Origin of the sequence: Caulobacter sp. Root1472, from assembly GCF_001426985.1 — a bacterium.
GTDB classification, from domain to species: Bacteria; Pseudomonadota; Alphaproteobacteria; order Caulobacterales; family Caulobacteraceae; genus Caulobacter; species Caulobacter rhizosphaerae.
The window spans coordinates 83,076-95,967 of the sequence record NZ_LMFX01000023.1 but is presented as its reverse complement, the minus strand read 5'-3'; the positions used below and the strand labels follow the sequence as shown (position 1 = coordinate 95,967).

Annotated in this window: 14 protein-coding genes; 2 read left to right on the top strand and 12 right to left on the bottom strand. The window is 69.3% G+C overall.

Going from position 1 to position 12,892, the window contains the following annotated elements; all coding sequences use genetic code 11:
• The 11 genes from ASD47_RS15425 to ASD47_RS15375 all read right to left on the bottom strand — a co-directional run bounded on the left by ASD47_RS15425 (nucleotide 1) and on the right by ASD47_RS15375 (nucleotide 10,046).
• Nucleotides 1–948 carry a type II secretion system F family protein gene (locus tag ASD47_RS15425; RefSeq protein ID WP_056758344.1) on the bottom strand — a complete coding sequence of 316 codons (948 nt, stop codon included), beginning with the start codon at nucleotides 946–948 and terminating at the stop codon, nucleotides 1–3.
• A gap of 7 nt (nucleotides 949–955) precedes the next feature.
• Nucleotides 956–1,951: a type II secretion system F family protein gene (locus tag ASD47_RS15420; RefSeq protein ID WP_056758341.1), complete on the bottom strand. Its 996-nt coding sequence runs from the start codon at nucleotides 1,949–1,951 to the stop codon at nucleotides 956–958.
• A 4-nt stretch (nucleotides 1,952–1,955) separates the two neighbouring features.
• Nucleotides 1,956–3,302, bottom strand: coding sequence for a CpaF family protein (locus tag ASD47_RS15415; protein ID WP_056758338.1), 1,347 nt, complete (start codon nucleotides 3,300–3,302; stop codon nucleotides 1,956–1,958).
• Nucleotides 3,303–3,305: 3 nt separating this feature from the next.
• Nucleotides 3,306–4,517 carry a hypothetical protein gene (locus ASD47_RS15410; RefSeq protein WP_056758335.1) on the bottom strand — a complete coding sequence of 404 codons (1,212 nt, stop codon included), beginning with the start codon at nucleotides 4,515–4,517 and terminating at the stop codon, nucleotides 3,306–3,308.
• Nucleotides 4,514–5,110, bottom strand: coding sequence for a TadE/TadG family type IV pilus assembly protein (locus tag ASD47_RS15405; protein WP_056758331.1), 597 nt, complete (start codon nucleotides 5,108–5,110; stop codon nucleotides 4,514–4,516). Before ASD47_RS15405 ends, ASD47_RS15410 begins: the two co-directional genes overlap by 4 nt.
• A complete protein-coding gene (locus ASD47_RS15400) occupies nucleotides 5,107–5,610 on the bottom strand; it encodes a TadE/TadG family type IV pilus assembly protein (protein ID WP_162251653.1) in 504 nt (167 codons plus the stop codon). The genes ASD47_RS15405 and ASD47_RS15400 overlap by 4 nt, the downstream gene beginning before the upstream one ends.
• The gene (locus ASD47_RS15395) at nucleotides 5,603–7,033 is read right to left on the bottom strand and encodes a pilus assembly protein TadG-related protein (RefSeq protein WP_162251652.1); all 1,431 of its coding nucleotides are present in this window, start codon (nucleotides 7,031–7,033) and stop codon (nucleotides 5,603–5,605) included. Before ASD47_RS15395 ends, ASD47_RS15400 begins: the two co-directional genes overlap by 8 nt.
• 43 nt (nucleotides 7,034–7,076) lie before the next feature.
• Nucleotides 7,077–7,379 carry a hypothetical protein gene (locus ASD47_RS27020; protein ID WP_162251651.1) on the bottom strand — a complete coding sequence of 101 codons (303 nt, stop codon included), beginning with the start codon at nucleotides 7,377–7,379 and terminating at the stop codon, nucleotides 7,077–7,079.
• On the bottom strand, nucleotides 7,366–8,802 hold the full coding sequence (locus ASD47_RS15385; protein ID WP_162251650.1) for a type II and III secretion system protein family protein: 1,437 nt from the start codon (nucleotides 8,800–8,802) through the stop codon (nucleotides 7,366–7,368). Before ASD47_RS15385 ends, ASD47_RS27020 begins: the two co-directional genes overlap by 14 nt.
• 71 nt (nucleotides 8,803–8,873) lie before the next feature.
• The gene (gene cpaB, locus ASD47_RS15380; protein ID WP_056758315.1) at nucleotides 8,874–9,758 is read right to left on the bottom strand and encodes a Flp pilus assembly protein CpaB; all 885 of its coding nucleotides are present in this window, start codon (nucleotides 9,756–9,758) and stop codon (nucleotides 8,874–8,876) included.
• A gap of 105 nt (nucleotides 9,759–9,863) precedes the next feature.
• Nucleotides 9,864–10,046: a Flp family type IVb pilin gene (locus ASD47_RS15375; protein ID WP_056758312.1), complete on the bottom strand. Its 183-nt coding sequence runs from the start codon at nucleotides 10,044–10,046 to the stop codon at nucleotides 9,864–9,866.
• Between the two features lie 410 nt (nucleotides 10,047–10,456).
• Between ASD47_RS15375 and ASD47_RS15370 the strand changes: the two genes are divergently transcribed.
• A complete protein-coding gene (locus ASD47_RS15370) occupies nucleotides 10,457–11,050 on the top strand; it encodes a response regulator (RefSeq protein ID WP_056758309.1) in 594 nt (197 codons plus the stop codon).
• Nucleotides 11,047–11,541: a hypothetical protein gene (locus tag ASD47_RS15365; protein WP_056758306.1), complete on the top strand. Its 495-nt coding sequence runs from the start codon at nucleotides 11,047–11,049 to the stop codon at nucleotides 11,539–11,541. The genes ASD47_RS15370 and ASD47_RS15365 overlap by 4 nt, the downstream gene beginning before the upstream one ends.
• Before the next feature lie 16 nt (nucleotides 11,542–11,557).
• Here the strand turns inward: ASD47_RS15365 and ASD47_RS15360 are convergent, their stop codons facing one another.
• Nucleotides 11,558–12,691: an acyltransferase gene (locus tag ASD47_RS15360; protein ID WP_156402285.1), complete on the bottom strand. Its 1,134-nt coding sequence runs from the start codon at nucleotides 12,689–12,691 to the stop codon at nucleotides 11,558–11,560.
• Nucleotides 12,692–12,892 lie beyond the last annotated feature (201 nt).

Sequence of the window (12,892 nt, the reverse complement as noted above, 5' to 3'; positions counted from 1 at the left end):
TCAGTGCCTCTTGAGAGCGGGAAGCAGGTTGTGGGCCACGTCCAGGCCCGCCGGCAGCAGCAGGGCCGTGATGATCACGGGCAGGATGCAGGCCACCAGCGGCAAGGTCAGCAGCACGGGAATGCGCATGGCCTTCTCCTCGCCGCGCAGGAACCGCCGCTCGCGCATCTCGGCCGAATAGGTGCGCAGGGTCTGGCCGACGCTGGCGCCCAGGCTGTCGGTCTGGATCATCAGGGCGGCGAAGGCGCGCAGGGCGTCGACATTGACCCGCTCGCTCATCCGCCGCAGGGCGTCGGGGCGGGACCGTCCCGCGCGCAGTTCCTGCGAGACCCGGCCGAACTCGAAGGCGATGTCGCGGTGCGAGGCGGCGATTTCCTGCGACACCCGCACGAAGGCCGCGTCGAATCCCAAACCAGCCTCGATGCAGACCACCATCAGGTCCAGGGCGTCGGGGAATTGGTTCTCCAGCCGCTCGCGGCGGCCGGCGGCGCGCAGGTCTACGATCATCGCCGGCACGACCAGGCCCAGGCCGCACAGCACCAGGGCGGCGACGACCAGTTTCAGGCCGGTAATCGGCGCCGAAGACAGCTTCTGGGAAACGAGCAGGATCAGCGGCAGGCCCACGGCCGAGCCAATGCGGGCCAGGGCATACCAGGCGGGCGCGGACGGCGCGGGAAAACCGGCCTCGGCCAGGGTGCGGGCCAGGCGCGAAGGCTGGTCCTTCCGCGCCGCCGGCAGACGGGCTTGCACCCAGGACAGCAGGGGATTGGCCGGGCGAGCGACCTTGAACAGCGTCTCGTCGGGCGCGCCCTGGACCGCGGCCGGCCCGTCCTTCATCCGGCGACGGATCAGCGCGCCCTGCTCGAGACGCCAGACCACGGCCAGGACGCCGCCGACGACGGCCGCGAAGACCGCGATCTGCAAAGTGATGCTCAGCGCGTCGTCCATGACGTCCTCAATATTTGAAGGTGACGATCCGGCGGATCATCAGCTGGCCGACGCCGTAGAGCAGCACGATGCCGGCGACGATCGGCCAGAAGGCGGGATCGGAAAACTTGCTGGTGTAGAACTCCGGGTGGAACAGGCTGACCGCCGAGACGCAGACCAGGGGCAGCAGCGAGAGGATCAGCGCCGACATCCGCCCTTCGCTGGACAGGGCGCGGATGCGCTTGTTCAGCGAGGCCCGGCCGCGGATCACGGTGGCCAGGCCGGACAGGATCTCGGCCAGGTTGCCGCCGGTTTCGGTCTGGATGGCGATGCTGACGGCGAAGAAGGCGATGTCGGCTGAGCCGGTCCGACGGGCCAGGCTGCGCAAGGCGTCCCGGAACTCGCCGCCATAGGTGGTCTCGTCCATCACCAGGCCGAACTCGCTGCCGATCGGATCGGGCATCTCCTGGGTCACCAGATTGACCGCGGAGATCACCGGATGGCCGGCCCGCAGGGCGCGGATCATGACGTCCAGCGCCAACGGCAGTTGCTCTTCCAGCTTGGCCAGGCGCGCGGCGCGACGGCGAGCGATCCACAGCGCCGCGACCGCGAAGCACAGACCGGTCGCACCGAAGCCCGCCATCAGCACCTGCGGAAAGGGCGAGGCGACCGACACGCCGCGCAGGAAGACCATCGCCAGCAGCCAGAGCGTGGCCGCCGCGCCGCCGGCCACGCCCAGCACCTGCATCGGCCCGGCCGACAGTCCGGCCTGGCGGCAATAGAGCAGGGCCCGCGTGTGCAGGGCCGCGTAGGGCGTGCGGCCGATCCAGCTGTCGCGCGGCTTGCGCACCAGCGTCTGGTAGACCGCCTCCTGCGACAGGCCGGTCGCCATCAGAGTCAGGCGACGGTTGACGCGCTGGGTCTGTTCGCGCGCGCCGAGGAAGAGGCCGATCAGGGCCTGGCCGGCCATCGCCACGGCCACGAAGGCCAGGACCAGCGCCATGGGGAAGAAGAGCGTGTCCATCGCGTCACGCCGAGACCCGGCCGACCGCGAACAGGTCGGTCGGCAGACTGATGCCCCGCGCGGCCAGCGCCTCCATGAACCGGGGCCGCACGCCGACGGCCTCGTACTGGCCCAGCACCCGCCCGTCGCTCCCGCGGCCGACACGTCGGAAGCGGAAGATCTCCTGCATGCAGATCACGTCCTCCTCCATGCCCGAAATCTCGGCCACGGACACGATGCGGCGCGTGCCGTCCTCCATGCGCTCGGCCTGGATCACGACGTGGATCGCCGAGGCGATCTGGCCGCGGATCGAGCGGGCGGGAATGTCCAGCCCGGCCATGCCGACCATCTGCTCGACCCGCGACAGGGCGTCGCGCGGGGTGTTGGCGTGGACGGTGGTCATCGAGCCGTCGTGACCGGTGTTCATCGCCTGCAGCATGTCGAAGGCCTCGCCCGAGCGGACCTCGCCGACGATGATGCGGTCGGGGCGCATGCGCAGGGCGTTGCGGACCAGCTCGCGCTGCTGCACCTCGCCCTGGCCTTCGATATTGGCCGGGCGGGTCTCCAGGCGACCGACATGCGACTGCTGCAACTGTAGCTCGGCGGAGTCCTCGATGGTGATGATCCGCTCGTGGTCGTCCACATAGGCCGACAGGGCGTTGAGCAGGGTGGTCTTGCCCGAGCCGGTGCCGCCGGAGATCAGCACGTTGCGGCGCGCCTGGACCACCGCCTGGAGCACCTGCGCCATCTCCCGCGAGATGCTGCCGAGCTCGACCAGGCGGTCCATGGCCAGGGGCGAGCGGGCGAACTTGCGGATCGAGACCAGGGGCCCGTCCACCGCCAGCGGCGGGATGATGGCGTTGACCCGCGAACCGTCGGCCAGGCGGGCGTCGACCATCGGCTGGCTCTCGTCGACCCGCCGGCCCACGGCGGCGACGATCTTGTTGATGATCCGCACCAGGTGGCGGGTGTCCTGGAAGCGGACATTGGTGCGCTGCAGGCGGCCGGCCCGCTCGACATAGACCACCTCGTGGGTGTTGATCAGGATGTCGGTGACGCTGTCGTCCTTGAGCAGGGGCTCTAGGGGGCCCAGGCCCAGCAACTCGTCGAGGATCTCCTCGACCAGCTGGTCGGTCTGGCCGGGGGTCAGCAGCCGCTTTTCCTCCATCAGCAGGCCGGTGACCGCGCCGCGGATGTCCTGCCGCAGGGCGTCCCGCGGCGTGCGGTCCAGCAGGTTCAGATTGAGCAGGTCGATCAGCCGCTGGTGCAGCCGGACCTTCAGCCCCAGGGCGTCGTCGATAGGCGCCCCTTGCGGATAGGCGGCGGCCACGGCCGTGGCCTCGATATGTCTGGTTTCATCGCCCCAAAGCATGACTTACCTTTCCGCTCCCACCGCCGCCGCGACACGCGCCGGCGCCACCATGTCCGCTAGGCGGTCGATCGCCGCCTCGATCTTGCTGCCACGCCGCACCGACGCCAGCGACACGCCCTGGTCGATGGCCTGGTGCATCAGGCGGCGATCCTCGGGGATGACCAGGTCGAAGGGCCGGCCGATCGCCTGCTGCGCCGCCTTCAGCGTCAGGCCGCCGGCCTCGGCCTCGACCTGGTTGCAGATCAGCGTGACCGGCACGTCGTCCAGCCGCTGGGCGGCCAGCATGTGCAGCTGCCGGCGAACCATGTGCACGTGCGGCACCGACAGCCGGGTGACCAGCAGGATGCGCTGCGACTGGCGCAGCAGGCGGTTGGTCCAGGCGGTCCAGACGGTAGGCGGATCGACCAGGGTGATCTCGAAGTCCCGGCGCAGGGCGGCCGTCAGTCCGTCGATCAGAGCCGGGTTCAGGCTCTCGACGGGCATCAGCTCGCCGGGGGCGGCCAGCACGCTCACTCCGCTGCGGTGCGCGGTCAGGGCCGTGGCGAAGGACATCTCCTCGACCGCCCCGCCGGCCGCGAGCACCTGAGCCACGGTGACCGGGTCGGGAATGTCGAGATAGAGCGCCGCGGCGCCCATCTGCAGGTCGAGATCCGCCACGCAGACCCCCCCAGAGGCTGGGTTGGCGGCCAGCCGCACGGCGGTCTGCACCGCCAGCGAGGTGGCGCCGACGCCGCCGCCGGCCTTCAGCAGGGTGATGATCTCGCCGCTGCGACGCTGGGCGCGGCCGGTGTCCAGGCGGCAGAAAATCCGCTCCAGGGCGATGGCCAGGGCCGTGTCGGTGACGGGCGCGGGCAGCACGTCGGCCGCGCCCTGGTGGATCAGGCGGCGGGTCAGTTCGACGTCGGCGTCCCGCATCACGACCAGCACCTCGATCCGGCCGGCGCAGGCCGACAGGCGCGTGGTCAGGCGATCGATCTCGGCAGGATCGGCGGCGTCCAGGCCGACGATCAGCAGGTCGAAGGTCTGGGCGGCCCGCTCGGGCCAGGGCGTGTCCAGCCCGCGGAAGGTGACGGCCGGAAACATGGCCGACAGCATCGCCAGAGGCGGATCCGCGCCCAGGCCCGGCAGGCACAGCCCTACCCGCCACGCGCAGGACCGCTGCGGCGGGGCCGGCGCCGGGGGCGGCTTGATCCGGTTGAAGGGGAGCAGGCTCATGACAGGCTTTCTCCGCTGAGGGTCGAAGCCATGTTCGGCAGGGCGAAGGGCGTGACCCCCACGACCTGGAGGGCGGCGCTCTGGAAGGTCATGCCGGTTAGGCTGACGGTCACCAGGGGCTCCATGTCCGGAGCGAAGGGGTTTCCCACCTTGCCCAGGCCGACATGACGATAGGTGATCACCACGTTGGCGGCGGTGATGTCGGGATCGTAGGACTGCATCCTGGCCAGCAAGGCCGCGAACGTCGTGGCGTCGAAGCCGGCGGTTCCGCCGCTGCCGACGATCTGCGTGCAGGTCGAGCTGGCCCCGGAGCATCTGAACGCCATGTCCGGGACCGTCCCGCCGCCAGGGATGTTCTGGTTCAGGCCGTCGTAACCGGCCATGTAGGTGGAGATGATCGGGCTGACCACGGCCAGGCGTACGCCCTCGCGGGTGGCGGCCTTGGCGGCGTTGATGGTCCAGGCCAGGCGGCCCATGTCGATGACGGCCAGCAGCATCGAGATGAACACCAGGCAGACCAGGCCGAACTCGGCGGCCGCGGCGCCCCGCTCGTCGCGCACCAGTCGAAAAAGTCGGCGGGCCCGGGCGTTCATTCGGTCCACGCCTGCTGGGCGCTGACCGTGAAGCTGGTCAGCGTCACCCCGGTCAGGGGACCAAAGGAGTCGATATAGGGCGGCGAGGCGCTGACCTGGACGATCGGCACGCCGGTCATGTCCTCGTAGCGGCCGGAATAGGCGCCGCCGGCGTTGCTGACGCAGGACACCGTGACGACGACGCTGGCGTTGCTGGTCCAGTTGGCGATCAGCGGCGAGCCGACGCCGTCGCCAACCCCGGTCCGGGCCACGTTCTGGACCTTGGTCGTGTCGCCGGCGTTGGTCAGGCCGGCGCAGGTCATCGGCAGGCGGGCGGCGTAGCGCGCCGCGTCGCGCACCGCCGAAACGGCGATGTGGTAGTTCCAGAACAATCGCCCCGCCCCGACGAAGGCGAAGCACAGCAGCGTCATGAACGGCAGGATCAGCGCGAACTCCACCGCCGCCGAGCCGCCGCAGCCGGCCAGCAGCCGGCGAAGCAAGGGGATCGGGCGGCTAGTCATAGAGCCGCACCGAATAAAGCTTGGTCTCCGCCCCGACCGCCGACACGTCGGTGGTGGTCCCGATGACCTCGCCATAGATCGAATTGCTGACGGCCGGGGCGGTCAGGAACAGGTCGACATAGGCGATGATATGCACGGTCGAGCTGCCATGGACGTTGTCGGCGTGGCAGTTGGCGATCACCGCCGAGATGGTGCGGCGGTCGGGCGCGACCTGGGCGCCGGTCTTGTTGCACTGGGGCGCGGCGTAGTCGTGCGACCCGCTGGTCGCCGTCTGGCCGTCGGAGAAGGCCCCGGCCGGCTTGGCGATCGAGCCGTCCAGCATCGCCAGTTCCCACTTGTAGACCTGGTAGCGGGTCGGGCTGGTTCCACCGGCGGCGGGCGCGGGGCCATAGGCGGCCCAGCCGGTCCCGCTCGATCCCGCCGGAACCTGGGGCGTGTAGGTGGTCGGATTGATCCCCGAATGGTTGGTGGCGAAGTACTGGGCCGCGTTCCACACGCCGCTGCCCAGCACGCCGGTCTGGCCACAATCCAGCGGGAAGCCCGTGCCGCTGGCGAGGGCCGCGGCGCTGGCGCACGAGTTGCTGGGCGCGGAGACCGAGGGCGAGCAGGCGCTGTTGCCCGCGCCGGTCTTGGCGCCCACCATGGTGTTCATGGCCGGCAGGAACAGCGGGTCGTTCTGGTTGCCGCCCGCCGACGACTTGTAGATGTCGAAGCGGACATTGAACCAGTCGTCGGCCGAGGCGATGTTGCCGGTCTGGGTCTGGGCCGTGGCGCCGAAGCACTCAGTCAGCGGCGGACTGCGGCCCATGGCGTTCTTGACGTCGGCCGCGCCCGACCCCACCGACAGGAAGCCGAAGTTGCCAGGGCCCCAGGCCCCGTTGCCGCCCGGCGGCGGGGTCAGCAGGACGCTCTTGCCGATATAGGCGTCGCCATCGAAGGTCAGGCTGGTGGCCTCGTTGGGATTGCACAGCAGCAGCGGCGGCACCTTGCAGATCGCCGTGCCGTAGCCGGCCACCGCGCGGGCCGTGGCGTTGAAGCCGCCGACGCCGGTCAGCGCCCCGAACACCAGGCCCAGGGACCGGGGCGTCAGGCTGATGCGGATGAAGCTGGCGTTGGCGTTGCTGGTCGCCGCGACGTCGGGATCGTGGGCGCTGAGGAAGGCGATGTCGCCGGCGCTGATCGCGACATTGCCCTCGAAGGCGTCGGCCAGGGCCCCGCGGTTGCTGACCAGGCTGCCCATGGCGGCGGTCTGGGCGCGGCCCATGGCCCCCGCGCTTCCATCCAGCTGGCTGGCCCCGGCGAGGGCAGCCGCGTCGACCGCGCTCTCCAGCTCGGCCCGCAGGGCGTAGGCCCGACTGACGTCGTAGGCCAGGCCGCCGATCGCCACCAGGCCGACCAGGGCCACCCCTGTGAGGGCCGCCACGGCGCCGGATTGATCATGAAGGAAACGTCTTGTGAGGGACATGTCAGTTGGCGGAGCCTGGGCCCTTCGCCCCTCCCTTGGAGTCGACGCTGGAGGTGGCGGCTTGGGCCGGCTGGACGACCTGGTTCTTGCCGTAGCGGCTGGCGGCCAGGGCGGCGCGGACGCCGTCGCCGCCTGGTTGCCCGACTCCCTCGTAGCGCGCCTCGGGATCGGCGATCTGGGCGGCGAGGTTGGTGCGCACCGCCGCGCCAAAGTCCGGCGAGAGGTCGCGCTGCGCATCGGCGCAACCGGCCAGGGCGACGACGGCGGCCAGAACCGCCAGGGGGATCATTCTAGTGCAGGACATGGCCATAGGGTCCTTCGACCCCTCCCTTGCCGGCGGCGCCGGTCAGCAGCACGCGATCCTCGGGCGACAGAGCGCCCTGGTTCGCCTGGCCACGGCCCAGCAGGAAAAGTTCGGTGTCGGACGGCGGCGTGAAGCGGTCCGCCGGTGTCGCCATCCGCGCTCGGGTCGGCTTGACCAAGTGCGGCGTGACGACGATCACCAGTTCGGTCTGGTTGCGCTGGTAGCTGGTCGAGCGGAACAGCGCGCCCAGCACCGGCAGGTCGCCCAGCATCGGAAACTGGCGCACCTGGTTCTGGTAGTCGTCGCGGATCAGCCCGGCGATCGTGAACGACTCCGCGTCGCGCAGCTCGACCGTGGTCTTGGCGCGACGGACCTTGATGCCCGGGATGCGCAGGCCGTTGCTGACGAACGAGCTGTTGGGGTCGATGCTCGAAACCTCGGGATTGACCACCAGGTTGATCATCCCGTCCTGCAGCACCGTCGGGGTGAAGGCTAGGCCGATGCCGAACTGCTTGAACTCGACCGTGATGGTCGTCAGGCCGCCGCTCTGGTTCTGAGCCACCGGCACCGGAAACTCGCCGCCGGCCAGGAAGCTGGCCGTGTCGCCCGACATCGCCGTCAGGTTCGGCTCGGCCAGGGTCTTGACCAGGCCCTTGGTTTCCAGGGCGTCGAACAGCACGTTCAGGTCCACGTCGCCGGCCCGCAGGGGGAACTTCAGCAGGCCGAAGCTGTCGAGCACGCTGCTGAGCACGCCGGTGTCGCCCGTGCCGATCTCGAAATTGTGGTAGCCGGGCGCGGTCGGGTCGGCGGTGGCGACGTTCAGGCGCAGGGCCTTGGCCGTGGACCGCTCCATCTCGACGATGCGCACCGACAGGGTGACCTGCTGGGTGCCCTGCACCGACATCATGTTGACCACCTGACCCGGCGCGAAGCTTTCGGCCAGGGCCACGGCGCGGCCGGCGGCCGCCCCGCTGCTGATGGGTCCCGACAGCACGACCGACTGGTTGCTGGCGCCGACCACCAGGCCGTCCTCTCCGGGCATGGTGTCGTGCAGCCTCTGGCGCAGGCTGTCGACGTCGGCCGAAATCACCACATTGGCGGCGGCCACCAGCTGGCGGCCCGGGCCGTAGGCGGTGAGCGTGGCCGAGCCCAGCTTCTTGCCCACCACATAGACCGAGGTCCGGGTCAGGGGCAGGACGTCGGCGGTCTCCGGATTGGAGATCATCAGGTCCACATAGGGGGCGGGCAGTTCCAGCACCTGGGCCTTGCCGACCGGCACCGTGACCTCGACCTTGCGCAGGGCCGACGCCGACAGGGCGGCGGGCTGAGCCTGGGCGGGAGGCGAGATCGCCACGGTGGAGGCGACGGTGAGCAGGGCGACGGCGGCGGCGACCCCGCGCAGCAGCACGATCTTGCGGTTCATGAATTGAGGTCCGATGGGGCGCGGCGCGGGCCGGCGCGGACGGAAGGGGAAGGGCGCGAGCGGGACCAGGGTCATGACCCCACCTCGTAGCCGGTGGTGACGACGCCGCGGGTGACCCGCACCTCGGTGGTGCGGGGCATGGCGGGCGCCGTGGCGCGAATGACGGGAGCCCGGACGCGGACGCTGGCCCGGACGGGCGTGATCGACGCCGCGGCGCGCGGGGCGCCGCCTCGCGACAGGTCGGCCAGGGTGGTCACCTGCCGGGTCAGCGGCGCCTGGTCGGAGATCTGACGCAGGACCAGGGAGACCGCGCCGACCGCCTGGGCCAGGGTGATCGCCTGGGCCTGGTCGGGGGTGACCTCGACGGTGATGGCCTTGACCACCACCGGCTTGTCGGCCGACTGGTTGTCGGACTGGTCAACGCCGACGACGCGGACGTTCTCGGCCAGCACCTGGGTCAGGCTGGTGTCGGGCTGATTGTTGTCCCGGCTGCGGGTCAGCAGCACGTCGACCCGATCGCCCGGCAGCACGAAGCCGCCTACCCCGGCCACGTCGTTGGCGCGCAGCGACACCGCTCGCATGCCTTCGGTGAGCGATCCGGACAGATTGGCGCGTCCGCCCGGACCCGAGACGCGGTCAGGCAGGATCGGTTCGTTGGCGGCGATGTCCTTGAGCACGATGCGCGCGCCGCCCTGACCGGTCGAAGCGGCGGCGACGGTGGCGAAGGCGCCCAGCGGCACGGAATCGGCCGGATAGCGGACCACCTTCAGGACGGCCGGCTGCAGCTTGAAGCCGCGCGTCAGCGGCTGGGAGGCGACCACGACGGGCGCCGAAGCGCTTTCGCGCACGGCGGGTCCGGCGTCTCGGCCAGCGCTCATATAGACCCTCGCGGCCAGCACCGCGCCCAGGCCGAGCGCCACGGCGCCCGCCAGTGAAATGACGGTTCTCGTTTGCATTGGGGGCAACCCCTCCCCAGAACGGCGACAGGCTTTCGCAGGCCCGTCGTCCGGAACCGGCGGCGCGGCGCTAAGGCCGCGCCGCCGAAGATCGGCGGCCGACCGTCAGCAGTTGGCGGCCGACGGATTGGCCACGCAGGTGGCCGCGCTGGTGATCGCCACACCGATATTGGTGCCCAGCAGCAGGGCGGCCACCGCGATGGCGCTGCCGATGATCGCCAGGATCAAGGCGTACTCGGCCGCGGCCGCGCCCTCTTCTTCGCGAATAAAGTTATGCAAAATATTCATTTGACCTATCTCTCCTCCAGATCTACCCCGCGCCGCTTTTATCGACCGAGATTGAAAGAAAGGGGGGATCCCCTTCGGAGATATTTAAATTCTTAAAGGAGCATTAAGTAAATACATCGCGATTAGTAACTAATATTACCTATGGTTTTGGCAAAACGGTACGCATTTTGCATTACAAAATGTCTTAATATTATTTCGAGATCCCGCACACGACGAACTTATCAACCTTTCGGAACTTAAAGACCACTCTGGATAGATAATATTGACAGGCATTCCAGGGTTGAGCTCACGTTCCAAAGCCCGAATTTCGCCACCCGCGACACTCCGCCCCGTCCCGCGGCAGAGCTTTCTTAACCGTGATCAGTCATAGGCTGTGGTCCCATCGGGGACGGCCGGAGCATGTCGGGGTCTTGCAACCAAGCCAGCACATCAATCTCGAGAAGGCGCGAGCGCTGATCGTCGACGACAATCACCAGTCGCTCGATCTTCTGGTCGGCGTGCTGACGAGCTTTGGCCTGCGCAATGTCATCCGCAAGGAATCGGGCCGGGAGGCCCGCGACGAACTGGAGTTCCAGCAGGTCGACCTGATCCTGGCCAACGCCCACTTGCCCGAGATCGACGGCTACGACCTGATCCGTTGGCTGCGCCGCGAGGCCGACGAGGCCAGCCGCATGACGCCCGCCATCATCGTGTCCGCCCACACGCGCCGCAGCCAGGTCGAGAAGGCCCGCGACTGCGGCGCCAATTTCATCATCACCAAGCCGATCTCACCGGCCGTGATGCTGGAACGCATCCTCTGGGTGGCCCGGAGCGATCGGCTGTTCATCGAGACCGAAAGCTATGTCGGGCCCGACCGGCGCTGGCGCAACGCCGGCCCGCCAATCGAATTTCCGGACGGCCGTCGCCGGGACGACCAGTCCATCGAGCTGAGCGACGGAGAAGGCTTCAACATGAGCCAGGACGAGCTCGACATGCTGATCAAGCCGCTGAGGTCGCTGGCATGACCGACGCTCCCGCCGCCAGCCAGGTCCGCAAGATCCGCATGCGGCCGCGCCTCGCCCAGCTGATGGCCGAGAAGAGCGGCGGCATGTATGTCGCGGAGGCCCTCAAGCGCGCCGACGCGACGCTGGAGACCCTGCGCGAACCTTCCCTGACCGGGATCGACGAGCTGATCGTCGCGTTGGACGCCCTGCTGGCCGCGGAGGCCGAGCCCGCGGCGCGGATCGAGGGCCTGTATCAACTGGCGGCCAACATCGTCGGCCTGTGCGGTGCGGAGCGCAACGTGGCCGTCCAGGTCGCCGCGCGTTCGCTGTGCGAGCTGCTGGACGAGGCCGACGGTCTGTCCCCTTCCATTCTGGCCGGCGTCAAGGTGCACATCGCCTCGATCAAGCTGCTGCACCGCGCCGCCGACAACCCCGCTCTCCAGGGGCCGATCCTGCAGGGCCTGGCCAGCGTGCTGGAAAAGCGCCGCGCCGAGAGCAAGGCGCAGGGCTGAGGGTCGCGCCGTCGCGCTACCGCTTGCCCCGCAGCCAGGGGGCCAGCCGGTCCTGCAGCGGCTGGTCGACATAGGTGTGGAACAGGAAGGCCGCGCCGATGGCGATCGGGAACGAGGCCAGCCACATCAACCACTGCCAGCCGATGCCGATCGGCACGGTCTCGATCAGCTTGTGCACCGCGCTCCAGTAGATCACGCCCACGAAGATGTGGGTGATGAACAGGGCGAACGACAGCTTGGCCCCCTCTTCGATCCAGGCCTTGGGATGGCGCACCGGCAGCCGGCCCGCGCCCAGCACGATCGCGGCGATGGCCGTCAGGCAGGGCAGGTCGAAGATCAGCTCGTCGGGCAGGGCGTAGCGGTCCAGAGGCTGCATGGCGAGCAGCCCGACGCAGCCGCCGACCAGCAGGGCCTTGGCGGCCTTTTCCGACGGCCAGTCCATCTCGACCGCCCGCGCCAGGCAGACGCCCAGGATGAACAGCGGCAGGGCCCGCACGACTCCGAAGCGGAACTGAAGGTCTGACAGGGCGTGGTCGAACATCGTCCGCGCCACCACCTCGCAGGCCGCGAAGGCCAGGGCGCCGATCACCGGCAGGACCCACGGACGCCGCACCTTGGCGACGGCCCGCCACAGCCAGGGGAACACCGCATAACAGACGACCAGGGCCGACAGCGACCAACTGGGCAGGTTCCAGCCGTCGCTGTTGAAACCCCAGGCGTGGACCAGCAGGGCCTGGACCGGCAGCTGGTCCCAGGCGAAGCGCGACGGCTTGTGGGCGTCGGTGCCCAGGGCGTTCAGCACCAGCACCAGCACGGCCATCATGGCCAGCACGATCAGGTGCCCCGGCCAGACCCGACCCACCCGGCGCATCCAGAAGCGGCCGTGGCTGATCCGTCCGGTCAGGGTCGAGGCCCCGTAGGCCCGGCCCAGCACGTAGCCCGACAGCATCAGGAAGAAGTCCGTGGCCAGGAAGCCGCGCGAGAACACCTGGCCGAAGCGCTCGATGCGCATCGGGCCCTCGGCCCCGAAATGGTAGATGACGATCAGCAGCGAGGCGAGCAGCCGCAGCAGGTCCAGCGCGCCGCCCCGGGTGGAGGCGCGGAGCGGCTTGGCCACCACCGGTTCGGGGGACGGCCGAGATGCCGGAATCGGGGATTGGACGGGTACGTTCACAACGTCCGTTGCCTTAACAAAGCTGGGCGACGCGGGAAAGCGCGTGTGACCCCTGGGCGCGCGTCAGGGGGTCACAGCCCAAGACTGTGGCGAGACGGACCCAGCGACCGCCCGACCGTTGAATATCCGGAGCGCGACGCCATCTGTAACTTTGTCAGTGTCTAATTGAAAGACTCA